The organism is Streptomyces sp. MH60, from assembly GCF_002939385.1.
In the GTDB taxonomy this organism is placed as follows: Bacteria; Actinomycetota; Actinomycetes; order Streptomycetales; family Streptomycetaceae; genus Streptomyces.
In genome coordinates this window covers 1-24,116 of sequence record NZ_MULI01000018.1, presented here as the reverse complement: position 1 = coordinate 24,116, position 24,116 = coordinate 1, and the positions used below count along the sequence as shown (strand labels likewise).

General features: G+C 72.0%; 22 protein-coding genes. 13 read left to right on the top strand and 9 right to left on the bottom strand.

The window, feature by feature from the left end; all coding sequences use genetic code 11:
* Position 1 precedes the first annotated feature (1 nt).
* Genes BZZ08_RS14370 through BZZ08_RS14360 form a run of 3 tightly spaced genes read left to right on the top strand, consistent with a single transcriptional unit; the run spans position 2 to position 2,945 of the window.
* Positions 2-1,204: a 1,3,6,8-tetrahydroxynaphthalene synthase gene (locus BZZ08_RS14370; protein WP_274543268.1), complete on the top strand. Its 1,203-nt coding sequence runs from the start codon at positions 2-4 to the stop codon at positions 1,202-1,204.
* Complete coding sequence (locus BZZ08_RS14365; protein WP_104632593.1) at positions 1,201-2,415, top strand: cytochrome P450; 1,215 nt, start codon at positions 1,201-1,203, stop codon at positions 2,413-2,415. Before BZZ08_RS14370 ends, BZZ08_RS14365 begins: the two co-directional genes overlap by 4 nt.
* On the top strand, positions 2,412-2,945 hold the full coding sequence (locus BZZ08_RS14360) for a cupin domain-containing protein (protein ID WP_104632592.1): 534 nt from the start codon (positions 2,412-2,414) through the stop codon (positions 2,943-2,945). Before BZZ08_RS14365 ends, BZZ08_RS14360 begins: the two co-directional genes overlap by 4 nt.
* On the opposite strand, the gene BZZ08_RS14355 is transcribed toward BZZ08_RS14360, so the two are convergent.
* Positions 2,942-4,168 carry an acyl-CoA dehydrogenase family protein gene (locus tag BZZ08_RS14355; RefSeq protein WP_104632591.1) on the bottom strand — a complete coding sequence of 409 codons (1,227 nt, stop codon included), beginning with the start codon at positions 4,166-4,168 and terminating at the stop codon, positions 2,942-2,944. The genes BZZ08_RS14360 and BZZ08_RS14355 overlap by 4 nt on opposite strands.
* 170 nt (positions 4,169-4,338) lie before the next feature.
* Between BZZ08_RS14355 and BZZ08_RS14350 the strand changes: the two genes are divergently transcribed.
* Positions 4,339-4,995: a TetR family transcriptional regulator gene (locus BZZ08_RS14350; protein WP_076973255.1), complete on the top strand. Its 657-nt coding sequence runs from the start codon at positions 4,339-4,341 to the stop codon at positions 4,993-4,995.
* 43 nt (positions 4,996-5,038) lie between these two features.
* On the opposite strand, the gene def is transcribed toward BZZ08_RS14350, so the two are convergent.
* A complete protein-coding gene (gene def / locus BZZ08_RS14345; RefSeq protein WP_198601470.1) occupies positions 5,039-5,578 on the bottom strand; it encodes a peptide deformylase in 540 nt (179 codons plus the stop codon).
* 178 nt (positions 5,579-5,756) lie between these two features.
* On the opposite strand from def, the gene BZZ08_RS14340 reads away from it, so the two are divergent.
* The 5 genes from BZZ08_RS14340 to BZZ08_RS14320 all read left to right on the top strand — a co-directional run bounded on the left by BZZ08_RS14340 (position 5,757) and on the right by BZZ08_RS14320 (position 10,433).
* Positions 5,757-6,995 (top strand): Mur ligase family protein, encoded by a 1,239-nt coding sequence (locus BZZ08_RS14340; protein ID WP_087810636.1) that lies wholly within the window; start codon positions 5,757-5,759, stop codon positions 6,993-6,995.
* Between the two features lie 23 nt (positions 6,996-7,018).
* A complete protein-coding gene (locus BZZ08_RS14335) occupies positions 7,019-7,747 on the top strand; it encodes a type 1 glutamine amidotransferase (RefSeq protein WP_104632590.1) in 729 nt (242 codons plus the stop codon).
* A gap of 244 nt (positions 7,748-7,991) precedes the next feature.
* Complete coding sequence (locus BZZ08_RS14330) at positions 7,992-9,017, top strand: 6-phosphofructokinase (protein WP_104632589.1); 1,026 nt, start codon at positions 7,992-7,994, stop codon at positions 9,015-9,017.
* Between the two features lie 202 nt (positions 9,018-9,219).
* Entirely contained in the window at positions 9,220-10,170 is a 951-nt protein-coding gene (locus BZZ08_RS14325) for a cytochrome c oxidase assembly protein (protein ID WP_104632588.1), read from the top strand.
* Positions 10,171-10,262: 92 nt separating this feature from the next.
* Entirely contained in the window at positions 10,263-10,433 is a 171-nt protein-coding gene (locus BZZ08_RS14320; RefSeq protein WP_104632587.1) for a hypothetical protein, read from the top strand.
* Here BZZ08_RS14320 and BZZ08_RS14315 read toward each other — a convergent pair.
* From BZZ08_RS14315 to BZZ08_RS14300, 4 genes are read right to left on the bottom strand one after another with little or no spacing between them, the layout of a single operon-like run.
* On the bottom strand, positions 10,399-11,625 hold the full coding sequence (locus tag BZZ08_RS14315) for a sensor histidine kinase (protein ID WP_198601476.1): 1,227 nt from the start codon (positions 11,623-11,625) through the stop codon (positions 10,399-10,401). The genes BZZ08_RS14320 and BZZ08_RS14315 overlap by 35 nt on opposite strands.
* 8 nt (positions 11,626-11,633) lie before the next feature.
* Complete coding sequence (locus BZZ08_RS14310) at positions 11,634-13,427, bottom strand: sodium/solute symporter (RefSeq protein WP_104632585.1); 1,794 nt, start codon at positions 13,425-13,427, stop codon at positions 11,634-11,636.
* A gap of 28 nt (positions 13,428-13,455) precedes the next feature.
* Positions 13,456-13,815 carry a hypothetical protein gene (locus BZZ08_RS14305; RefSeq protein WP_104632584.1) on the bottom strand — a complete coding sequence of 120 codons (360 nt, stop codon included), beginning with the start codon at positions 13,813-13,815 and terminating at the stop codon, positions 13,456-13,458.
* Positions 13,816-13,818: 3 nt separating this feature from the next.
* Positions 13,819-14,580, bottom strand: coding sequence for a LytR/AlgR family response regulator transcription factor (locus tag BZZ08_RS14300; RefSeq protein ID WP_104632583.1), 762 nt, complete (start codon positions 14,578-14,580; stop codon positions 13,819-13,821).
* 77 nt (positions 14,581-14,657) lie between these two features.
* On the opposite strand from BZZ08_RS14300, the gene BZZ08_RS14295 reads away from it, so the two are divergent.
* The 3 genes from BZZ08_RS14295 to rocD all read left to right on the top strand — a co-directional run bounded on the left by BZZ08_RS14295 (position 14,658) and on the right by rocD (position 17,355).
* Positions 14,658-15,161, top strand: a complete 504-nt coding sequence (locus tag BZZ08_RS14295; protein WP_104632582.1) for an Lrp/AsnC family transcriptional regulator — start codon at positions 14,658-14,660, stop codon at positions 15,159-15,161.
* 125 nt (positions 15,162-15,286) lie between these two features.
* Positions 15,287-16,135, top strand: coding sequence for a dimethylargininase (ddaH, locus tag BZZ08_RS14290; protein ID WP_104632581.1), 849 nt, complete (start codon positions 15,287-15,289; stop codon positions 16,133-16,135).
* Complete coding sequence (rocD, locus tag BZZ08_RS14285; RefSeq protein ID WP_104632580.1) at positions 16,132-17,355, top strand: ornithine--oxo-acid transaminase; 1,224 nt, start codon at positions 16,132-16,134, stop codon at positions 17,353-17,355. The genes ddaH and rocD overlap by 4 nt, the downstream gene beginning before the upstream one ends.
* 15 nt (positions 17,356-17,370) lie before the next feature.
* Here rocD and BZZ08_RS14280 read toward each other — a convergent pair whose 3' ends face one another.
* Positions 17,371-17,826 (bottom strand): RpiB/LacA/LacB family sugar-phosphate isomerase, encoded by a 456-nt coding sequence (locus BZZ08_RS14280; RefSeq protein ID WP_104632579.1) that lies wholly within the window; start codon positions 17,824-17,826, stop codon positions 17,371-17,373.
* 141 nt (positions 17,827-17,967) lie between these two features.
* Between BZZ08_RS14280 and BZZ08_RS14275 the strand changes: the two genes are divergently transcribed.
* Positions 17,968-19,482, top strand: a complete 1,515-nt coding sequence (locus BZZ08_RS14275) for an MFS transporter (RefSeq protein ID WP_104632578.1) — start codon at positions 17,968-17,970, stop codon at positions 19,480-19,482.
* A 91-nt stretch (positions 19,483-19,573) separates the two neighbouring features.
* Here BZZ08_RS14275 and BZZ08_RS14270 read toward each other — a convergent pair whose 3' ends face one another.
* Together BZZ08_RS14270 and BZZ08_RS14265 are read right to left on the bottom strand one after the other, a co-directional pair.
* Positions 19,574-22,774 (bottom strand): M28 family peptidase, encoded by a 3,201-nt coding sequence (locus tag BZZ08_RS14270; protein WP_104632577.1) that lies wholly within the window; start codon positions 22,772-22,774, stop codon positions 19,574-19,576.
* Positions 22,775-23,027: 253 nt separating this feature from the next.
* Positions 23,028-24,116: XRE family transcriptional regulator (locus BZZ08_RS14265; protein ID WP_104632576.1), on the bottom strand; the 1,089-nt coding region annotated here is incomplete at its 5' end.

Below are 24,116 nucleotides of genomic sequence, written 5' to 3'. Positions count from 1 at the left end.
GATGGGCACCCCTGAGAAGGTGCACCACTTTCCGGCCGGGGGGCGCAAGCCTTCCGCGAGGCGAAAGCAGGCACGGTTCATGGCGACGTTGTGCAGACCCTCGGTGTCCGTCCCGGAGCACGTGATCACGATGGAGGAGACGCTGGAGCTGGCGCGCAGACGTCACACCGACCATCCTCAACTGCCGCTCGCGCTCCGGCTGATAGAGAACACCGGGGTCCGCACCCGGCACATCGTGCAGCCCATCGAGGAGACGCTGAGGCACCCCGGCTTCGAGGACCGCAACAAGGTCTACGAGCGGGAGGCGAAGTCCCGTGTCCCGGCCGTCGTCCAGCGGGCCCTGGACGACGCGGAGCTGCTCACCACCGACATCGACGTGATCATCTACGTCTCGTGCACGGGCTTCATGATGCCCTCGCTCACGGCGTGGCTGATCAACGAGATGGGCTTCGACAGCACCACCCGCCAGATACCCATCGCCCAGCTGGGCTGCGCGGCCGGCGGCGCGGCGGTCAACCGGGCCCACGACTTCTGCACCGCCTATCCCGAGGCCAACGCGCTCATCGTGGCCTGCGAGTTCTGCTCGCTGTGCTACCAGCCCACCGACCTCGGTGTGGGGTCCCTGCTCTCCAACGGCCTCTTCGGCGACGGCATCGCCGCCGCGGTGGTCCGCGGACAGGGCGGCACCGGAGTGCACCTGGAGCGCAACGGCTCGTACCTGATCCCCAAGACCGAAGAGTGGATCATGTACGACGTGAAGGCGACCGGTTTCCACTTCCTGCTGGACAAGCGGGTGCCTGCCACCATGGAGCCGCTCGCGCCGGCGCTCAAGGACCTGGCGCGCGAGCACGGTTGGGACGCCTCCGACCTGGACTTCTACATCGTGCACGCGGGTGGCCCCCGGATCCTCGACGACCTCAGCACGTTCCTTCAGGTGGACCCGCACGCGTTCCGCTTCAGCCGGGCCACGCTCACCGAGTACGGCAACATCGCCAGCGCCGTCGTCCTGGACGCGCTGCGCCGGCTCTTCGACGAGGGCGGCGTCGCCGACGGGGCGCGCGGGCTGCTGGCCGGTTTCGGCCCCGGGATCACCGCGGAGATGTCCCTGGGCTGCTGGCAGACCGCGGACGTGCGGCGGGGCGTACGGCAGGACGTGACGCGGACCGCGGCACGGGGTGTGTCGCGGAGTGTGAGGCAGACATGAGTGAAGAAACGATTTCCCAGACCGTACCGCCCGTCCGGGAGTGGCCGGCCATCGATCTGCCCGGCAGCGACTTCGACCCGGTGCTGACCGAGTTGATGCGCGAGGGTCCCGTCACCCGGATCTCGCTGCCCAACGGCGAGGGCTGGGCCTGGCTGGTGACCCGCCACGACGACGTCCGCCTGGTCACCAACGATCCCCGGTTCGGCCGCGAGGCCGTGATGGACCGGCAGGTCACCCGGCTGGCCCCGCACTTCATCCCGGCGCGCGGCGCGGTCGGCTTCCTGGACCCGCCCGACCACACCCGGCTGCGCCGCTCGGTGGCCGCGGCGTTCACCGCGCGGGGCGTGGAACGGGTGCGCGAGCGGTCCCGCGGCATGCTCGACGAGCTGGTCGACGCCATGCTGAGGGCCGGGCCGCCCGCCGACCTCACCGAGGCGCTGCTGAGTCCCTTCCCCATCGCGGTGATCTGCGAGCTGATGGGTGTGCCGGCCACCGACCGGCACGCCATGCACACCTGGACCCAGCTGATCCTGTCCTCCTCGCACGGCGCCGAGGTCAGCGAGCGGGCCAAGAACGAGATGAACGCCTACTTCTCGGATCTCATCGGGCTCCGGTCGGACAGCACCGGCGAGGACGTCACCTCGCTGCTGGGTGCCGCCGTGGGGCGGGGGGAGATCACGCTGACGGAGGCCGTCGGGCTCGCGGTGCTGCTCCAGATCGGCGGCGAGGCGGTCACCAACAACAGCGGGCAGATGTTCCACCTGCTGCTGTCCCGCCCGGAGCTGGCCGAACGCCTGCGCTCGGACCCGGCGCTGCGTCCCCGGGCCATCGACGAACTGCTGCGCTGGATCCCCCATCGCAACGCCGTGGGGCTGTCCCGGATCGCCCTGGAGGACGTGGAGGTCAAGGGCGCGCGGATCCGCGCGGGCGACGCGGTCTACGTGTCGTACCTGGCGGCCAACCGCGACCCGGAGGTCTTCCCCGACCCGGACACGATCGACTTCGACCGCTCCCCCAACCCGCACGTGTCCTTCGGCTTCGGCCCGCACTACTGCCCGGGGGGCATGCTGGCCCGGCTGGAGTCGGAGCTGCTCGTCGACGCGGTCCTGGACCGGGTGCCGGGGCTGAAACTCGCGGTGGCGCCCGAGGACGTGCCCTTCAAGAAGGGTGCGCTGATCCGCGGGCCCGAGGCCCTTCCGGTGACCTGGTGAGCGGCCTGGTGGCGGCGGCCGAGGGCCTGCTGGTGCCGCCGGGACAGGGCAGGGTGGTGCAGGCACCGGCCCAGCACGTGACCTTCAAGGTGACCGGTTCGCACTCGCGCATGGCGTCCACCTTCGAGGTGATCGTGCCGCCGGGGTTCGACGTCGGCGCCCATGTGCACACCCGCAGCGAGGAGCTGTTCTACGTGCTGGAGGGCGAGCTGGACGTGCTCGCCTTCGAGCCGAGGATCCGTACGCCGGACAGCTGGCGGAAGTGGGAGTCGAGTTCGGGCAACCGGGTGGTGCGCGCCACCCCCGGCACGGTCATCGTCGTGCCCCCCGGCTGCCCGCACGCCTTCGCCAACCCGACGGACGAGCCGGCCAAGATGTTCTTCCAAGCCAGCCCGCCCCCGGACCACGAGCGCTACTTCGAGGAACTGCTGGAGATCCTCGGCGGCGGAGGCCCACCGGACCACGAGGCCATCGAGGCACTGAGGGCGAAGTACGACATCGAGCAGCTCACGCCGCTGCGACACGGTTAGCGGATCGGCATCCCCGCGAGCGTCCGCGCGATAACCAACCGCTGGATCTCGCTCGTGCCCTCGAAGATCGTGTAGATCGCGGAGTCACGGTGCATCCGCTCCACCGGGTACTCCCGCGTGTAGCCGTTGCCGCCCAGGATCTGGATCGCCTGGGCGGTCACCTTCTTCGCGGTCTCGCTCGCGAACAGCTTGGACATCGAGCCCTCGGCCGCCGTGAACGGCTTGCCGTTGATCGCCATCCACGAGGCCCGCCACACCAGCAGCCGGGCCGCGTCGATGGACGTCCGCATGTCGGCGAGCTGGAAGGCGACGCCCTGGTTGTCGATGATGGGGCGCCCGAACTGCTCCCGGGTCTGCGCGTACTCCAGCGCCACCTCGTACGCGGCACGGGCGGTGCCCACCGCCATCGCGCCGACCGCCGGGCGGGACGCCTCGAAGGTGGCCATCGCCGCGTTCTTCACGCGCTCGCCGCCCTTCTTGGCCTTCTCCCGGGCGCGGGCAAGGCGGGCGTCCAGCTTCTCCTTGCCGCCGAGCAGGCAGGAGCCGGGCACGCGCACGTTGTCGAGGACGACCTCGGCGGTGTGCGAGGCGCGGATGCCGTGCTTCTTGAACTTCTGGCCCTGGGACAGCCCCGGCGTGCCCGGCGGGACGATGAAGGAGGCGTGGCCCTTGGAGCCCAGGTCCGGGTCGACGACCGCGACGACCACATGGACGTTGGCGATGCCGCCGTTGGTCGCCCAGGTCTTGGTGCCGTTGAGCACCCACTCGTCCTTGGCCTCGTCGTACACGGCGCGGGTGCGCATGGAGGCGACGTCGGAGCCGGCGTCGGGCTCGGAGGAGCAGAAGGCGGCCACCTTGACGTCGTTGGCGTCGCCGTACATCTGGGGGATCCAGGTGCCGATCTGGTCCTCGGTGCCGTTGGCGAGGACGCCGACGGCGGCAAGGCCGGTGCCGACGATCGACAGGGCGATGCCCGCGTCGCCCCAGAACAGCTCCTCCATCGCCATGGGGATGCCGAGCCCGGTGGGGTCGAAGTACTGCTGGGCGTAGAAGTCCAGGGAGTAGATGCCGACCTTGGCGGCCTCCTGGATGACCGGCCAGGGAGTCTCCTCGCGCTCGTCCCATTCGGCGGCCGCGGGGCGGATGACGTCGGCCGCGAAGCCGTGCAGCCAGTCCCGGACCTCCTTCTGTTCGTCGCTCAGCTCCATGGTGAACTCGGCCATGTCCCCTCCAGTGACGCCCGTGCATGTTACTTGCGGTAACACCGAGTGTGTTACCCACGGGTAGGAAAAGTCAACTCCCGGGGCACCCTCGCCCTCCCGTTCGATGACCGACGTCCCCTGAGTGTTAGTTTGCGCAGGCGTCACCGAAACAGCACGGGTGGGGAGAGCACATGAACACCACGCAGCGGACCGATCAGCAGACGTCCGCCGACCGCAGACGGCGCGAGCTGCTCGAGGCCGCCGACCGGGTGGTGCTGCGCGACGGTCCGCACGCCTCGATGAACGCCATCGCCGCCGAGGCGGGCATCACCAAGCCCATCCTGTACCGCCACTTCGGCGACAAGGGCGGACTCTACGCCGCCCTCGCCGTCCGGCACACGGACGCCCTCCTCGCCTCGCTGCGGGCCGCCCTGGACGCTCCGGCGGAGCGGCGGCAGCGCGTCGAGGCCACCCTGGACACCTATCTGGCGGCCATCGAGGCACGCCCGCAGGTGTACCGGTTCCTGATGCATCCGGCGGAGAGCGCCGGCGCCCCGGGCGACCAGTCCGAGCAGGGCTTCGACGTCGGCAAGCACTCGGCGCCGCTGCTGCGCCGCATGGGCGAGGAGCTGGCCCAGGTCATCGAGGAACGGCTCGACGTCGGGCCGGGCACCCAGCAGCTGGCCCGGGTCTGGGGGCACGGGATCGTCGGCATGATGCACGCCGCCGGGGACTGGTGGCTGGGCGAACGCCCCTGTCCCCGGGAGGAATTGGTCCGCACCCTGGCCGACCTGCTGTGGGGCCGTCTCGCCGAGGCCGGCGACAAGGCGGGCGGCCCCGGGTTCTGAGCCCCCGGTCGCCGCGCGCCCCGGTTCTCGCCGGTGCGGGCGCTCAGCGGTGCCAGGACGCCCGCGCCACCTGGCGCATCAGCTTCCGGTGGCGCCGGCCGGTCAGGCGATCGGCGTAGACCCGCCCCTCCAGGTGGTCGCACTCGTGCTGGAGGCACCGGGCGAAGAACCCGGTGCCGCGTACGGTGACGGGCTCCCCGGTCACCGTGAAGCCGGTCACCACCGCCTCGTCGTGCCGCTCGGTCCCCGCCTCCAGACCCGGCAGCGACAGACAGCCCTCCGGACCCCGCACCACCACCCCGCCGGTCTCCACCAGCCGGGGATTCACCACATGCCCGAGGTGCCGCTCGTCCTCGTCGTCCGGGCAGTCGTACACGAAGACGCGCAGCGCCTCGCCGATCTGGTTCGCGGCCAGGCCCACTCCGTGGGCCGCGTACATGGTCGCGAACAAGTCCTCCACGAGCGCCGCGAGTTCCGGACCGAAGTCCGTCACCTCCGCGCACGGGGCGTGCAGGACGGGGTCGCCGAGGAGGCCGAGGGGACGGACGCGCCCGTGGGCGCCCGGGATGGAGCCTTGTCGCATGGCGGTCAGAGTAAGGTCCCTGTGTCCCCCGGCGGCGCGCGCCCACCGCCGGAACCGGTGGCCGGTGCCGCGATTCGGGAGTGCGAATGGATCTCGATAGGCTGAGGTCCACACCACGTGGCCGTCAGGCTTCACAGGCTTCAGGCGCGGCGCGTACGGCAAGGAGGATCGAGAACTGATGGCAGGCAACTCGGACCCGCTCACGCCGCGGGCCAAGATCGCCGTGACCGCGGGCAAGGCGGTCGCGGCGGCATCGCGCGCCGCGGGGCGCGGCAGCGGTTCGGTGATCGGCGGCCGGGTCGCGCTGAAACTCGACCCCGACCTCCTCCACCGGCTCGCCGGGCACCTGGACGTGACCCTGGTCTCGGCGACCAACGGCAAGACCACCACCACCCGGCTCATCGCCGAGGCGCTCAAGGCGGCCGGACCGGTCGTCTCCAACGCGCTCGGCGCCAACATGCCGGCCGGCATCACCTCGGCGCTGGCGGGCGGCGCGGACGCCCGCTACGGGGTCATCGAGGTCGACGAGAAGTACCTCGTCGGTGTCGCCCAGGCCACCGAACCGAAGTGCATCGCGCTGCTCAACCTCTCCCGCGACCAGCTGGACCGCGCCGCCGAGACCCGGATGCTCGCCGAGAACTGGCGCGAGGGCCTGGCCGGCTCGAAGGCCGTGGTCGTCGCCAACGCCGACGACCCGCTCGTGGTGTGGGCCGCCTCCTCGTCCCCCAACGTGATCTGGGTCGCCGCGGGCCAGATGTGGAAGGACGACGCCTGGTCCTGCCCGTCCTGCGGCGGCGTGATGCAGCGCCCCGGCGACGACTGGTTCTGCGGCGAGTGCGGCTTCCGGCGTCCCACGCCGAGCTGGGCCCTGTCCGGCGACCACGTCCTGGACCCGCACGGCTCCGCCTGGCCGATCCACCTCCAGCTGCCGGGCCGCGCCAACAAGGCCAACGCCGCCTCCTCGGCCGCCGTCGCCGCCGTCTTCGGGGTACCGCCCCAGGTCGCCCTGGAGCGCATGTACCAGGTGCAGGCGGTCGCCGGGCGCTACGACGTGGTCCAGTTCCAGGGGCGTGACCTGCGGCTGCTGCTCGCCAAGAACCCGGCGGGCTGGCTGGAGACCTTCTCCCTGATCGACCCGCCGCCGGCCCCGGTGATCCTCTCGGTGAACGCGCGCGGCGCCGACGGCACCGACACCTCCTGGCTGTGGGACGTGGACTACACCCGGCTGTCCGGACACCCGATCTGCGTGGTCGGCGACCGGAAGCTGGACCTCGCGGTGCGCCTGGAGGTCGCGAACCAGCAGTTCCAGGTGTGCGAGGACCTCGACCAGGCGGTGCAGCTGTGCCCGCCCGGACGCATCGAGGTCATCGCGAACTACACCGCCTTCCAGGACCTGCGCCGCCGCGTCGGCAACTGACCGCGAGACTTCAGGGGATTTTCGTGAGCGACAACCAACTGCGGATCGTCTGGATCTACCCGGATCTGCTCAGCACGTACGGCGACCAGGGCAACGCCCTCGTAGTGGAACGCCGGGCCCGCCAGCGCGGCCTCGACGTGGCCCGGCTCGACGTGCGCAGCGACCAGCCGATCCCGACCTCCGGCGACATCTACCTGATCGGCGGCGGTGAGGACCGTCCGCAGCGGCTCGCGGCCGAGCGGCTGCGCCGGGACGGCGGCCTGTACCGGGCGGTGGAGAACGGCGCGATCCTCTTCTCGGTCTGCGCCGGCTACCAGATCCTGGGCCAGGAGTTCATCAACGACCTGGGCCAGCGCGAGCCGGGCCTCGGCCTGCTCGACGTGGTCTCCACCCGCGGCGAGGGCGCCCGGTGCGTCGGCGACGTCCTCGGCGACATCGACCCGCGCCTCGGCCTGCCGCCGCTGACCGGCTTCGAGAACCACCAGGGCATCACGCACATCGGCCCCGGCGCCCGTCCGCTCGCCCAGGTCCGCTTCGGCAACGGCAACGGCACGGGGGACGGCACCGAGGGCGCGTACAACGACACGGTCTTCGGCACCTACATGCACGGCCCCGTGCTGGCGCGCAACCCGCAGATCGCGGACCTGCTGCTCAAGCTGGCCCTCGACGTGAACGCGCTGCCGCCGACCGACGACCGCTGGTACGAGGCGCTCCGCAACGAGCGCATCGCGGCTGCGCAGCAGCCTGCGTGACCACAGTTGCGCAGCAGCCTGCGTGACCACAGCTGCGCAGCAGCCTGCGTGACCACAGCGGCGCAGCAGCCCGCCTGAGCCCTCGGGCCCCGGCCCGTCTGATGGCGTGTCCGCACAGGTGAGCGGGCTCGTCCAGTAGGCGGACGCACGGTTCGGTCCCGCCCCCCTATGCGGCTAGGGTGGCGGGGATCGAGCCGGACAGCGCGGTCCGGACCCGTGCCACGTTGAGAAGGTATTTCGGGCTATGCGCATTGGTGTCCTCACGTCCGGCGGCGACTGTCCCGGCCTGAACGCCGTCATCCGGTCCGTCGTGCACCGTGCCGTCGTCGACCACGGCGACGAGGTCATCGGTTTCCGGGACGGCTGGAAGGGCCTCCTGGAGTGCGACTACCTCAAGCTCGACCTCGACGCGGTCAGCGGCATCCTGGCGCGCGGCGGCACCATCCTCGGCTCCTCCCGGGTCCGTCCCGAGCACCTGCGGGACGGCGTCGAGCGGGCCCGCGGCCACGTCGAGGAACTCGGCCTGGACGCGATCATCCCGATCGGCGGCGAGGGCACCCTGAAGGCGGCCCGGCTGCTGTCCGACAACGGCCTGCCGATCGTGGGCGTGCCGAAGACCATCGACAACGACATAGCGGTCACCGACGTCACCTTCGGCTTCGACACGGCCGTGACCGTCGCCACCGAGGCCCTGGACCGGCTGAAGACCACCGCCGAGTCCCACCAGCGGGTGCTGATCGTCGAGGTCATGGGCCGGCACACCGGCTGGATCGCGCTGCACTCGGGCATGGCGGCCGGCGCGCACGCGGTCGTCGTCCCGGAGCGGCCCTTCGACATCGACGAGCTGGCCGCGAAGGTCGGCGAGCGCTTCTCGGCGGGCAAGCGGTTCGCGATCGTGGTGGCCGCGGAGGGTGCCAAGCCGAAGGCCGGGAGCATGGACTTCGACGAGGGCGGCAAGGACGTCTACGGTCACGAGCGCTTCGCCGGGATCGCCCGCCAGCTCTCCATCGAGCTGGAGGAACGGCTCGGCAAGGAGGCCCGGCCGGTGATACTCGGGCACGTCCAGCGCGGTGGAACGCCGACGGCGTACGACCGGGTGCTGGCGACGCGGTTCGGATGGCACGCGGTGGAGGCGGTGCATCGCGGGGAGTTCGGCATGATGACGGCGCTGCGCGGGACCGACATCGAGATGGTGTCGCTCGCCGAGGCGGTGGAGTCTTTGAAGACGGTGCCGGATGCGCGGTACGCGGAGGCGGAATGCGTTCTCTGAGGTTGCTGCGGTACTCCGTCCGCGGGTAGTCCGTGGGGGTTGCTCGCGCCCACGCGGCGGAGCCGCAGATCGATACAGCCCCGCGCCCCTTCAGGGCGCTTTCGGCGCCCCCGGTCGCAGATGCGGCCGGGGGCGGTTCTAGTCTTGCTTCGGACAAGCGGCGTTCAAACGCGCTCAACCCCCACGAAACAGGAGCGGGCGGATGGATCACAGCGGGCACGGCATGACGATGGATCTGCCGCCGTTCACGCTGGGGCGGGGTCTCGCCTGGTCGGCGGATCCGTTCTTCCTGATCGCCTGTCTCCTGGGACTGGCGCTGTACGGCTGGGGCGTCGTCCGTCTGGTGCGGCGCGGCGACAAGTGGCCCGTCGGCCGGACCGTCGCCTACGTCGCCGGTGTGCTGAGCGTCGCCCTGATGATGTGCACCAAGCTGAACGACTACGGCATGGTCATGTTCAGCGTGCACATGGTCCAGCACATGGTGATCAGCATGGTGTCGCCGATCCTGCTGCTGCTCGGCGCCCCGATCACGCTGGCCCTGCGCGCGCTGCCCCCGGCGGGCCGGGGCCGCAAGGGGCCCCGCGAGCTGCTGCTGATGCTGCTGCACAGCCGCTACATGCGGATCGTCACGCATCCGGCGTTCACCATCCCGCTGTTCATCGCGAGCCTCTACGCGCTGTACTTCACCCCGCTCTTCGACACGCTGATGGGCTCCCAGGCCGGGCACATCGCGATGATGGTGCACTTCCTCGCCGTCGGTGTGGTGTTCTTCTGGCCGATCATGGGCGTGGACCCGGGCCCGCACCGGCCGGGTTACCTGATGCGGATGCTGGAGCTGTTCGCCGGCATGCCGTTCCACGCGTTCTTCGGCATCGCGCTGATGATGGCGTCCTCCCCGATGGTCGAGACGTTCAAGAACCCGCCCGCCTCGCTCGGCATCGACGCGCTCTCCGACCAGAACGCGGCCGGCGGCATCGCCTGGGCGTTCAGCGAGGTCCCCTCCGTGCTGGTGCTGCTCGCGCTGCTCTTCCAGTGGTACGCCTCGGAGGAGCGCCAGGCCCGGCGCAGCGACCGGGCCGCCGACCGCGACGGCGACAAGGAGCTCGCGGCGTACAACGCCTACCTGGCCTCGCTGAACACACGCGGCGGCTGAACGCAAACGGGCACGCATCTCGTCGTCCGCACCCCTCCGGAGCCGGAACCGGGGCACCATAGGGGGGAGCGGACCACGAGGAGGGTGTTGCGATGCCCGGTTCCACGGACAGTTCGACGAAGACGATGGGGGCGCTGACCATCGGCGGCCTCGTCGCGGTGACGGCCTACACGGTGGCGCTCGGCAGCAACGGCTGGCTGTGGTTCGGCTGGGTCGTGCTGGGTCTGGTCACCCTGGGGCTGGTGGCCACGCGGAGCGCCTGAGCCGGCCCGCCGAGTGCACGCCCGGCTGGTACTTCGGCAGCCGGACCGTGATCTTCATGCCCGCGCCGACGGCCGTCTCGATGACGAGGCCGTGGTCGTCTCCGTAGACCTGGCGGAGGCGGTCGTCGACGTTGGACAGCCCGATGCCGCCCGACGGGCTCACCTCGCGCGCGAGGATGCGGCGCAGCAGCTCCGGGTCCATACCGGCGCCGTCGTCCTCGATGACGACCAGGGCCTCGGCGCCCGCGTCCTGGGCGGTGATCTGGATGCGGCACCGGTCGGCCTTGCCCTCCAGGCCGTGCTTGACGGCGTTCTCGACGAGCGGCTGGAGGCAGAGGAAGGGCAGGGCGACCGGCAGCACCTCCGGGGCGACCTGGAGGGTGACGGCGAGGCGGTCGCCGAAGCGGGCCCGCACCAGCGCCAGATAGTGGTCGATGGCGTGCAGTTCGTCGGCGAGGGTGGTGAAGTCGCCGTGCCTGCGGAACGAGTAGCGGGTGAAGTCGGCGAACTCCAGGAGCAGCTCACGGGCGCGCTCGGGGTCGGTGCGCACGAAGGACGCGATCACCGCGAGCGAGTTGAAGATGAAGTGCGGGGAGATCTGGGCGCGCAGTGCCTTGATCTCGGCCTCGATGAGCCGGGTGCGGGAGTGGTCGAGGTCGGCCAGCTCCAGCTGGACGGAGACCCAGCGGGCCACCTCCCCGGCGGCCCGGACCAGGACGGCGGACTCGCGGGGGGCGCAGGCGACGAGGGCGCCGTGCACCCGGTCGTCCACGGTCAGCGGGGCGACGACGGCCCAGCGCACCGTGCAGTCCGGCGTGTCGCAGGTGAGCCGGAAGGCCTCCCCGCGGCCGGACTCCAGCGGTCCGGCGATTCGGTCCATGATCTCGGCGCGGTGGTGGGTGCCCACGCCGTCCCAGACCAGGACCTCCTTGAGGTCGGTCAGGCACAGCGCGTCCGTGCCCAGCAGGGAGCGCAGCTTGCGGGCCGACTTCCCGGCGGTCTCCTCGGTCAGGCCCGCCCGCAGCGGGGGCGTGGCCAGGGAGGCGGTGTGCAGGGTCTGGAAGGTGGCGTGCTCGACCGGGGTGCCCAGGCCGCCGAGGTGCTGCGGCCGGGCCGTGCGCCGCCCCAGCCAGAAACCGGCGGCCAGCAGGGGGAGCAGGGCGACGGCCAGGCCGGCCAGGAAACCGCCCAGGGAGCCGCTCACCGCGCCGTCTCCTTGCGCGGGTCGGCCGCCGCCTCGGGATTGTCCGTGCGCGGTGCGTCCGTGCGCGGTGCGTCCGTGCGCAGCGCGTCCGTGCCCAGCTCCTCCGGCAGGTGGAAGCGGGCCAGGATCGCCGCCGTCCCGGCCGGCACCCGGCCCGGGGTGGCCAGGGAGACCAGCACCATGGTCAGGAAGCCCAGCGGCACCGACCACAGGGCGGGCCAGGCCAGCAGCGCGTGCAGCGACCCGCCGCCGCCCGGGAAGCCGCCCATGGTGGCCGCGACGGCGAGCAGGGCCGAGCCGCCGCCCACCAGCATCCCGGCGGCCGCGCCGGGCGGGGTCAGCCGCCGCCACCAGATGCCGAGGACGAGCAGCGGGCAGAAGGAGGAGGCGGACACGGCGAAGGCGAGTCCGACGGCGTCGGCCACCGGCAGCCCGCCGACCAGCGCGCTCGCCGCCAGCGGTACGGCCATGGCGAGCAGGGTGCCGAGCCGGAAGTGCGGCACGGCGCGGGACGGCAGCACGTCCTGGGTGAGGACGCCGGCCACGGCCATGGTGAGCCCCGACGCGGTGGACAGGAACGCGGCGAAGGCACCGCCCGCGACCAGCGCGCCCAGCAGGTCGCCGCCCACTCCCCCGATCACCCGGTCGGGCAGCAGCAGGACCGCGGCGTCGGCGTCGCCGGTGAGGGTCAGCTCGGGGGCGTAGAGGCGGCCGAGGGCGCCGTAGAGCGGCGGCAGCAGGTAGAAGGCGCCGATCAGGCCGAGCACGGCGACGGTGGTGCGGCGGGCGGCGACGCCGTGCGGGCTGGTGTAGAAGCGGACCACGACGTGCGGCAGGCCCATGGTGCCCAGGAAGGTGGCCAGGATCAGGCCGTAGGTGGCGTACAGCGGGCGTTCCGTGCGGCTCTCGGCCCGGGACGGTGACAGGGCGTCGTCGGCGCCGTGCCCGGCGGCCGGGACGGGGGTGTCCGCGGCGAAGGTGAGGCGCGCGCCGGCCTCGACGCGGTGGCTGCCGGCGGGCAGCGCGACGCGGTCGCCGTCGTGGGCGCGGCCGTCCACGGTGCCGTCGACGAAGACGGTCAGCGGCTCCTCCAGCTTGAGGGTGAGGCCGTCGTCGACCCGGACGGAGCGCTGCTCGCGGAAGGTGGCGGGTTCGTCGAAGGGGCGGCCGGGGGCACCGTCGGCCTGCCAGGCCAGCACCAGGAAGAAGGCGGGGACGAGCAGGGCGGTGAGTTTGAGCCAGAACTGGAAGGCCTGGACGAAGGTGATGCTGCGCATGCCGCCGGCGGCGACGATGGCGGTGACGACGACGGCGACGATGACCCCGCCGAACCAGTCGGGCGCCCCGCTGAGGACGGTCAGCGTCAGCCCGGCGCCCTGGAGCTGGGGCAGCAGGTACAGCCAGCCGACCCCGACGACGAAGGCCCCCGCGAGCCGCCGCACCCCCTGGGAGGCGAGCCGGGCCTCGGCGAAGTCGGGCAGCGTGTAGGCGCCCGAGCGGCGCAGCGGGGCGGCCACGAACAGGAGCAGGACGAGGTAGCCGGCGGTGTAGCCGACCGGGTACCAGAGCATGTCGGGGCCCTGGACGAGGACCAGTCCCGCGATGCCGAGGAAGGACGCGGCGGAGAGGTACTCGCCGCTGATGGCGGCGGCGTTGAGGCGGGGGCCGACGGTGCGGGAGGCGACGTAGAAGTCGGAGGTGGTGCGGGAGATGCGCAGGCCGAAGGCGCCGACGAGGACGGTGGCCACGACGACGAGGGCGACGGCGGGTATGGCATAGCTGGAGTTCATGGCGCCTTCACGGCCTCGTCCGGCATGGTCACCGGTCCTCGACGAGCCGCACGAAGTCCCGTTCGTTGCGCTCGGCGCGGCGCACGTACCAGCGGGCGAGGAGGACCAGCGGGGCGTACAGGCCGAAGCCGAGGACGGCCCACTCCAGACGGCGGGCGTCGGGCATCGCCGCGAACAGCAGCGGGAGCGGTCCGACGAGGAGGCCGAGGACCGCGAGGGCGGTCAGACCGGCGCGCAGTTGGCTGCGCATCAGGGAGCGGACGTAGGTGTGGCCGAGGGTGGTCTGCTCGTCGATCTCGGTGCGCGGGCGGTAGTGCCCGGAGGCGCGGCCGGTGCGCCTGGGCGGGCCGGTGACGGTGACGCGGCGCTCGGTGGGGTCCTGGGGCACGGCTCACGGCCTCCGCATGAGCAGGTCCCGCAGTTCGCGGGCGTGGCGCCGGCTGACCTGGAGCTCCTCGGTGCCGACCAGGACGCTGACGGTGCCGGCGTCGAGGCGGAGTTCGCCGATGTGACGCAGGGCGACGAGGTGGCGGCGGTGGATGCGGACGAAACCGCGGGCGCGCCAGCGCTCCTCCAGGGTGGACAGCGGGATGCGGACGAGGTGGCTGCCCCGCTCGGTGTGCAGGCGGGCGTAGTCGCCCTGGGCCTCGACGTGGGTGATGTCGTCGACGGGGACGAAGCGGGCGACGCCGCCGAGTTCCACGGTGATGTGGTCGGGGTCGGGTTCGTGCACGGGTATGCGCGGGGCGGGCACGGCGGCGGTGCCGCGCTGTTCGGCGGCCCGGCGCACCGCTTCCGCCAGCCGTTCCCTGCGCACCGGTTTGAGCACGTAGTCGACGGCTTCGAGGTCGAAGGCCTGGACGGCGAAGTCCTCGTGCGCGGTGACGAACACGACCAGCGGCGGCCGGGCGAAGCCGGTGAGCAGCCGGGCGAGGTCCAGCCCGTCGAGGCCGGGCATCTGGATGTCGAGGAAGACGACGTCGATGGCGTCCGGTCCGTCGGGGCCCGACTCCAGGGCCCGGTTGATGCGGCGCAGCGCCTCGGTCGAGTCGCTCGCTCCCTCCGCCGTGCCGATGCGGGGGTCGGCGTTCAGCAGGTACACGAGTTCCTCGAGCGTGGGGCGTTCGTCGTCGACAGCCAGGGCACGCAGCATGAAGGTGGAGTGTAGGGGCGATCCGCGCGCCTGCACACGCCTGCGACGTGCCGGTACCCGCTGGATACAGTGCCCGCATGAACAGCAGGCCCGCTTCGTTCGACGAACTCGACCGGAAGATCGTCACCGCCCTGATGGAGAACGCCCGGACGTCCTTCGCGGAGATCGGCGCGGAGATCGGGCTGTCCTCGACGGCGGTCAAGCGCCGGGTGGACCGGCTGCGCGAAACCGACGTGATCACCGGTTTCACGGCGACGGTGCGGCCCTCCGCGCTGGGGTGGCGCACGGAGGCGTACGTGGAGGTGTACTGCGAGGGGGCGGCGCCGCCCCGGCGGCTCGCGGAGGTGGTGCGGGGCTATCCGGAGATCACCGCGGCGATGACGGTGACCGGCGGCGCGGACGCGCTGCTGCACGTGCGGGCGCGGGACGTGGAGCACTTCGAGGAGGTGCTGGAGCGGATTCGTGCGGAGCCGTTCATCCGGAAGACGATCAGTGTGATGGTGCTGTCCCACCTGATCCCGGAGAGTCCTGAGGCGGGCGCCGCCCTGCTTGCCCCGGACGGCGCAGCAGACGTGCGCTGACCGGGCGGACAACGCAGCGATCCTGCGGGAACACGCAGCTTTCATCGCTTGTCGGGCTCGGGCGACACTTCCTACCGTGGTGTCAACACCCCGTCACGCACCGTGAAAAGCGGAGGTACCCCTCTGTGACCGAGTCCCGTGTGCCGCGCCGGCGGCGCTTCCTCGTCTGCGAACCCAGACACTTCGCCGTGCAGTACGCGATCAACCCGTGGATGAGCACCGGCCGACCGGTCGACGTCATCCGCGCCCTCGACCAGTGGCAGGCGCTGGTCGACACCTACCGTGCCCACGGCCACACCGTGGACACCGTGGCACCCGTCCCCGGCCTGCCCGACATGGTCTTCGCCGCGAACTGCGCGGTCGTGGTCGAGGGCCGGGTGTTCGGCTCCCTCTTCCACGCGCCCGAGCGGCGGCCCGAGTCCGTGCCCTTCGAGGCGTGGTTCAAGACGGAGGGCTTCGAGGTCCAGCATCCCGAGTCGGTCTGCGAGGGCGAGGGCGACCTGGTCCCGGCCGGCCGCTGGATCCTGGCCGGCACGGGGTTCCGCACCACCCGTGCGGCCCACCGCGAGGTGCAGGAGTTCTTCGGCGTGCCGGTGATCTCGCTGACCCTGGTGGACCCGTACTTCTACCACCTGGACACGGCGCTGTTCGTGCTCGACGACGGAACCGCCGCGGACGGCGGGAACGGCGGGAACATCGCCTACTACCCCGGCGCCTTCTCGCCGGGCAGCCGCGAGGTGCTGGAGCGGCTCTACCCGGACGCGGTGATCGCCACCCGCGAGGACGCGCTGGCGTTCGGGCTCAACTCGGTGTCCGACGGACGGCACGTGTTCATCGCTCCCGAGGCCAGGGGGCTGGCCGAGCGACTCGGCGGTCTCGGCTACGTACCGGTCCCCGTCGACCTGTCCGAGTTCCACAAGGCCGGTGGCGGCATCAAGTGCTGCACCCAGGAGATCCGGGAGACCCGCTCATGACCGCACCCGCCCGCACCGACCGCGGCTCCGAGGAACTGATCCGCGCGGAGGAGCCCGTCCTCGCGCACAACTACCACCCGCTGCCCGTCGTGGTGGCCCGCGCCGAGGGTGCCTGGGTCGAGGACGTCGAGGGCCGCCGCTACCTGGACATGCTGGCCGGGTACTCGGCGCTCAACTTCGGCCATCGCCACCCTGCGCTGGTCGAGGCCGCCCACCGGCAGCTGGACCGGCTCACGCTCACCTCGCGCGCCTTCCACAACGACCGGCTCGCGGGCTTCGCCGAGCGGCTGGCCGCACTGACCGGCACGGACATGGTGCTGCCCATGAACACCGGCGCGGAGGCGGTGGAGAGCGGCATCAAGGTGGCCCGCAAGTGGGCCTACGACGTCAAGGGCGTCCCGGCGGACCGGGCGACGATCGTGGTGGCGGCGGACAACTTCCACGGCCGTACGACGACGATCGTGAGCTTCTCCACCGACGAGACGGCCCGCTCCGGCTTCGGCCCCTTCACCCCGGGCTTCCGGATCGTTCCCTACAACGACCTGGCCGCGATGGAGGCGGCCGTCGACGAGACGACGGCGGCCGTGCTGATCGAGCCGATCCAGGGCGAGGCGGGGGGGCTGATCCCGGACGACGGCTATCTGGCCGGGGTGCGGGAGCTGACCCGGCGCAAGGGCTGTCTGTTCGTCGCGGACGAGATCCAGTCGGGTCTGGGCCGCACGGGCCACACCCTGGCCGTCGAGCACGAGTCGGTGGTGCCGGACGTGGTGCTGCTCGGCAAGGCGCTGGGCGGCGGCATCGTCCCGGTGTCGGCGGTGGTCGGCAGCCGTGAGGTGCTGGGGGTGCTGCACCCGGGCGAGCACGGTTCGACGTTCGGTGGCAATCCGCTGGCCGCCGCGGTGGGCACGGCGGTGGTGGAGCTGCTGGAGACCGGCGAGTTCCAGCGCCGGGCGGCCGAGCTGGGCACGGTGCTGCGCGAGGGGCTCGCCGCCCTGGTCGGCAGGGGCGTCGTCGGCTTCCGGGCGCGGGGGCTGTGGGCGGGCGTGGACGTGGACCCGTCGCTGGGCGGCGGACGCGAGATCAGTGAGCGGCTGATGCGCGAGGGCATCCTCGTCAAGGACACCCACGGCTCCACGATCCGGCTGGCTCCGCCGCTGACCGTCACGGCCGAGGAGCTGGCGGGCGCCCTCGGGACGCTGGAGAAGGTCCTGACCACCTGACCCGCCGGCCGGGGTTCACCGAGCGGCTCGGCCCCGGTCGAGCCGCTCGACGTGCGTGACGTTGTCCCGGTCCTCGGCGTCCTTGCTCGGCCCGCCCGCGAACCAGGCGTCGAGGATCTCCCGCAGCAGCGGCCCGGACGTCAGCCGCAGGCTCAGGGCGAGCACGTTGGCGTCGTTCCAGCGGCGGGCCCCGTCGGCGGTGTACGCGTCGGCGCACAGGGCCGCGCGGACGCCCGGCACCTTGTTGGCGGCGATGGACGCGCCGGTGCCGGTCCAGCAGCACACGACGGCCTGGTCGGCCCGCCCCTCGGCGACCTCGCGCGCCGCCTGCTCGGAGCAGACCGCCCACCGCGGGTCCGCGCCGGGACTCAGCGCGCCGTGCGCGCGCACCTCGTGGCCGCGGGCGCGCAGTTCCTCGACGAGGAGCCGGGCCACGGGTTCGTCCATGTCGGAGGAGACGGAGATACGCATGTGCGAAGCGTACTCACCGCCCAGTCACCTGACCGGCTCAACCACATGACCGAAGTCACGACCATACCCAGCATGATCGGGGGAACGGGTACGAGCTGAAAGACGTACGACCGAGCAGGACTCCGCACGGAGTGTCTGCGCGTGGAAAGGGAGGCCGCCACGTCCCCCACCGAGAACGGACCGGAGACCGACGTCGCGGCGGTCCGCCGCCACCCCGCCCTGTTCCGGGCGATCAAGCGACGGAAGAACCCCCGACTGCGCCGGTCGGACATCACCGTGACGGACGAGGCCGCGGTCAAGAGAGCCGTGAAGGCGGCCTCTCTCGGCAACGCCATGGAATGGTTCGACTTCGGCATCTACGCCTATCTGGCGGGCACGATCGGCCGGGTGTTCTTCCCCTCCGGGAGTGACACGGCGCAGCTGCTCTCCTCGTTCGCCACGTTCGCCGTGGCGTTCCTGGTGCGGCCGATCGGCGGCATGGTCTTCGGCCCGATGGGCGACAAGATCGGCCGCAAGAAGGTGCTGGCGCTGACCATGATCCTCATGGCGATCGGCACGGCCGCCATCGGGTTCATCCCCAGTTACGACGCGATCGGCTTCTGGTCGCCGCTGCTGCTGATCCTGTTCCGCCTGCTCCAGGGCTTCTCCACCGGAGGCGAGTACGGCGGCGCGTCCACCTTCATCGCCGAGTACGCGCCCGACAAGCGGCGCGGCTTCTTCGGCAGCTTCCTGGAGCTGGGGACGCTGGCCGGGTACACGGGTGCCGCCAGTCTCGTCACCGCGCTGACGGCGGGTCTCGGCAGCGACACGATGGACGCCTGGGGCTGGCGGATCCCGTTCCTGGTCGCGGCGCCGCTCGGCATCGTGGGTATCTATCTGCGGTTGAGGCTGGACGACACGCCTGCCTTCCTGAAGCTGGAGGACTCCAACGTCCACATCTCGGAGGCGGCGACCGCGGTGGAGACCACCGCGCGGGGCGACCTCGCCAAGATCTTCCGCACCCACTGGCGGTCGCTGCTGCTGTGCATCGCGCTGGTCGGCGCGTACAACATCACCGACTACATGCTGCTGTCGTACATGCCGACGTATCTGTCGGACGAGCTGGACTACAGCGAGAGCCACGGTCTGATGATCCTGGTGGCGACGATGGTGCTGCTGATGCTGATCATCAACCAGGTGGGCCGGCTGTCCGACCACTTCGGCCGCAAGCCCGTTCTGATGACCGGCATGATCGGCTTCTTCGTGCTGTCCGCCCCGGCCTTCGTGCTGGTGCGGGAGGGCAGTCTGCTCGCGGTCTCGGGCGGCATGCTGATGCTCGGCCTGTCGCTGGTCTGCCTGCTGGGCACGATGTCGGCGGCGCTCCCGGCGATGTTCCCGACCAACGTCCGGTACGGGTCCCTGTCGGTCGGCTACAACCTGTCGGCGTCCCTCTTCGGCGGTACCACGCCGCTGGTGATCACCGCGCTGATCAGCGTGACCGGCTCCGACATGATGCCCGCCTACTACTCGATGGCCGCCGCGCTCGTCGGTGTGGTGGCCGTGGCCTGCATGAAGGAGACGGCCCAGCAGCCGCTGGCGGGCTCCCCGCCGTCGGTGGGGACCGAGGAGGAGGCCGTGGAGCTGGTCGAGGCGCAGGTGCCGACGCCGAAGTTCTGACCGCCGGCGTCGTGCGCGCGTGCCGAGGGGCGGTGGGGTTCGGTGCGAACCCCACCGCCCGTCGGCGTGTCGGGCGTTTGCCGGCCGGGTGTCAGAGGCGCTGCCACAGGGCGGGGACGTTGGGCGGCTCCCAGCCGGGGTAGGCGGTGTGGCCCTGGACGCACCGGTAGCTCACGCCGTCGTAGCTCACCACGTCACCGGCCGCGTAGGTGGCTCCCAGCTGCCAGGTGGTCTCGCCGCCGCCGTCGCCGGACACGGTGAGGGTGTACGTGGTGGTGTGCGTGACGGTGCCCGTGCCCGTGAGGGTCAGGGTGTAGGTGCCGGGGGCCGTGCCCGCGGCGACCCGGACCATGGCGGTCGAGGACTGGCCGGAGGAGACCGAGTCCGGGCTGAAGCCGACGCTCACGCCGGTCGGCGCGCCGGACGCGGACAGCCGCACGGTCTGGGCGTCGCCGCCGGTCGTGGCGGTGTTCACGGTGACCGTCGCGGAGCCGCCCGGCTCGGCCGTGCCCGAGGACGGGTTCGCGGAGATCGAGAAGTCGTCCCGCGGGTTCGGTGCGTCGCCGACCGCGGTCTTCCAGATCGTGTACGCGATGCCGTCGGCGCTGCGGTTCAGCGCGGTGGCGCTGATGTTGGAGGTGGTGTCGCAGGCGGAGTGGTAGCACGGGTCGTAGGAGCGGCCCGCGGTACCGCCCCACTTGGCGGCCTCCGTGGACGACTTGACCGCGGAGGCGCCGGTGGCGTAGCCCGAGGTGGGGATGCCGACCTGCTGGAACGAGTAGTCGTCGGAGCGGCCCTGGCCCTCGACGTTCTCCTGCGGGGCGAGGCCGAGGGAGGTCCAGTACTCCCGCATCGGGGCGGAGGCCGAGGAGGTCAGGTTGTTGATGAAGTAGCCGCCGTTGACGGAGGCGACCATGTCGAAGTTGTAGTACGCCTTGATCTTGGCGCGGTCGGTGGAGGAGAGGGTGCGGGCGTAGAAGTCGGAGCCGTTGAGGCCCTGCTCCTCGTCGGTCCACCAGGCGAAGCGGACGCGGTTCTTCATGGCCGGGTTCTTCTCGGCCAGGGTGAGTGCCGTCTGAAGGAGCGCGGCGGAACCGGAGCCGTTGTCGTTGATGCCCGGTCCTGCCGAGACGCCGTCGAGGTGGGCGCCGTACATGTAGACGCTGTCGGCGTCGCCCCCCGGCCACTCGGCGATCAGGTTGTTGCCCGCGCCGGCGGAGCAGCCGGAGGCGCAGGTCTGCTCGGTGACGGTGTAGCCGGCCGCCTGGAGCCTGCCCTTCACGTACGCGAGCGAGGCGTCGTACCCGGAGCCGGTGGACCGGCGGTTGCCGCCGTTCTGCGCGGCGATCGAGCCGAACTGCGCCAGATGGGCCTGCACCTGGGCGACGTCGACGTCGGGCGGCGTGCCCGGGTTGGTGCCGCCACCCACCGTGAGGGTGTACTGGGCGGTGTGGCTCTTGCTGCCGGCCGTGCCCTTGACGGTGATCGAGTAGGTGCCCGCGGCGGTGCCGGCCGTGGTGGAGACCCGCATGGCCGAGCTGGAGCCGGAGGTCACCGTCGAGGGGCTGAAGGCGACGCTCACGCCGGGCGGGGTGCCGGTGGCCGTCAGGGACACCTGCTGGGCGCTGCCGGTGACGGTGGTGGTGTTGACCGTGGCGTTGACCGCCGAGCCGGCCTCGACGTCGCCGCTCGCCGGGCGCAGGGCCAGTGAGAAGTCGGTCTCCTGCCGGGCGCAGGTCGGGTCGCCGCTCTGGGCCGGGATGTCGATCGCGTTCCAGGCCGCCTTGGTGGCGTCGAACAGGCCGCAGGACGGGTCCAGGTTCTTGGCCGCGGTGAGGGTGGCGGTGCGGTAGCGCTTGTAGGTCATGCCGCTGGTCTTGAGCAGCATTCCGCCGTAGAAGATCTTTCCGGCGTTCTGGATGCCGATGCCGGTCACCTGGCTGCCGTCGCAGGTGGGGCTGGCGGGCTTGCCGCCACCGGGGTCGGAGCCCTCGGCGAGGAGGTAGAACCAGTGGTTCATGGGCCCGGCGGCCGCGTGCTCCTCGGTGTTCGGTATGGCGGAGGAGTAGCAGTTGGGGTCGTTGTTGACCAGCCGGGGGTTGTACATGTTGCGGATCGGGCCGCGGCCCTGGAGGTCGATCTCCTCGCCGACGGTGTAGTCGGGGGTGTCGTAGGGGGCCGGCTGGTTCGCGTAGGCCTCGGTGAGGGCGCCCATGATGTCGCCGGTGGCCTCGCCCAGGCCGCTCTCGTGGTTGGCGCCGCCGGGGGTGAAGCTGTCGAGGCCGTGGCCGAACTCGTGGCCCACCACGTCCATGCCGGCGATCCACTTGTTGGCACTGTTGTGGCCGATGGTGACCCGTGAGCCGTCCCAGTAGGCGTTGAGCTGGTTGAGGCCGACGAGGACCGGCCAGCTGCCGCCGTTGCCGTTGTGGCCGTTGCGGCCGAGCCAGGCGCGGAGCATGTCCGACTCCTTCTGCGCCGCGTACATGACGTCGACGCAGCCGGTCTCCTTGCCGGCGGCGTTGCCGGTGCCCCAGTCGTCGTCCGGTCCGGTGAACAGGCCGCCGTTGTAGTCCGAGCACTGCAGGCCGGGCCGGGTGGTGTCGCGCAGGGCGTACTGGCTGCCGGAGCGGGAGGTGTCGATGGTCAGCGGGTCGGGGCCGTTCCACTCGCTGTGGCCGGTGCCGGCCTTCACGTCGTCGTAGCTGTCGACGACCTTGCCGGTGCGGGCGTCGACGAAGACGTGCAGCCTGCTGGGCACGTGCTCCGCGGTGGTGCCGACGAGCACGGTCTCCCAGGCGAGGGTCTGGACGTCGTCCTCGACCCGGACCACCAGCCGCCTGGAGTCGACCTTGTCGACCTTGGCGAGCCGCTCGCGGCTGGTCCGCACCGCCTGCTCGGCCTTGATCGCGGCCTTCGTGGGCACGGCGATCGCGGCCTCGGTGGCGGACTGGACGGCGCGGACCCTGCCCTTGCCGTCGGCGAGGACGACGGCGTCGCCGCCGACCACCGGCAGACCGTTGTAGGTGCGCTCGTAGGCGACGGAGAACAGGTCCTTGTCCCAGGGGGTGACCTGGTGGCGGTCGTACTGCTCGTCGGGGCCGCCGGCGGCGAGGGCGTCGAGGCCGCTGCGTACGGCCTGGTCGGCGGCGGCGACGGCCCTCTCGACGGGGCTGGGTTCCGCCGCTGGGGGTGCGGACCGCTCCGAGGCCGAGGCGAGGGAGGCCGGTACCACCACCCCTGCGAGTGTCATGGCCAGGACTGTCCCGGCCACCGCGGTCTGTCTGAGCATCGTGGCTCCTTGTGAGAGTGGGGGGCTCCTTGCGGGCCGGCCCGGGCCGTGACATGCCGGACGCGCAGCCTGGGGTGCGGAGACGCGTCCCTCGGGTGTCAGTTGCATGTCATGTCGCGGGCTGGCGGAACCCTCACACCCCGCCGCCCCGGATTCAACGGCTCCGCGGGCGCGGTACGGTCCTGTCAAAATCCGGCAAGTGCGGATGCGCCCCCGGGAGAGGGCCGCCCCCGTGGAACCGGAGTCCCGCGTCTCACTCCCCCGCGTCCAGCAGCCGCTCCCGGTACGCCCTGACCTCCGGCAGGTCGGCCCACCGACCGGTGAGCCGGCTGTGCAGGCCGCGCAGTTCGGCGGTGACCATCGACTCGCGCGAGCGCACCGCCTCCGGCAGGACCTCGGAGGCGAGGGCGACGGCGGCGCCGGGATCACCGGCACACGCCCAGCTGTCCGCCAGACGCAGGGTGAGCAGCAGGCGTGCGCCCCGCATCTGGGGCGGCACCTGCGCGCGCGAGCGGGCGGTGGCGTCCACCGCGCGCCGGGCCGCCATCCGGTCCCCGGTCGCCACGGCGAGGTCGCGCAGGGCGCCGCCGATCGCCGAGTCGACCCGCATCGCGCCCTCGGCCCCGGCCATCCAGGGTGCCTCCAGGTGGTCCCGCGGGCCGAGACGGGTGAAGCCCCGCCGGGCCAGGGAGATGTGACGCCGGCACTCCGCCGCGTCGCCCGCCAGGGCGTGGCCGCGCGCCTGGTACAGGTCGGACAGGGTGGCCATCCACCGGCGTCTCGCGTCCACCGCGCCGATGCCCTGGGCGTACCCGAGCATCAACGAGGGGTCTCCGTCGAGCCGGACCAGGGTGCACATGTCGCTGAGCAGGGTCGCGCGGGCCGAGGCGTCCCGGACGGCGTCCGCCCAGCGCAGTCCGTGGCCGAACCAGGCCATCGCCACGCCGATCTGCCCGCGCTCCATCCGCAGCCGGCCGGCGACCTGGGCGTACTGCGCGGCGAGCCGCAACTGCCCGTACGGCAGCCGCCCGGCGGAGTTGACCTCGCCGGCCCAGCGGGCCAGGGCCCGCAGCAGTCCCTCGACGGCCGCCACCCGGCCCTCGCGCCGGAACGCCTCGCGGATCAGACAGGCCAGGACGGCGGTGAGGCCGTGCAGCACCTCCGCCTCGGCGACCGCCGCCGTGCCGCCCGTGCCCCACGCCGGGCCCGGACCGCCCGCCGGATCAGGTCCGTCGAGCAGCGCCGGTAACTCACCGGGGTCGGGCACCGCGCACCCCGCGGTGCCGTGCAGCGGGCACGCCAGCCCCTCGGCGGGCAGCCGCGCGGGCCACAGCCGGGCGTC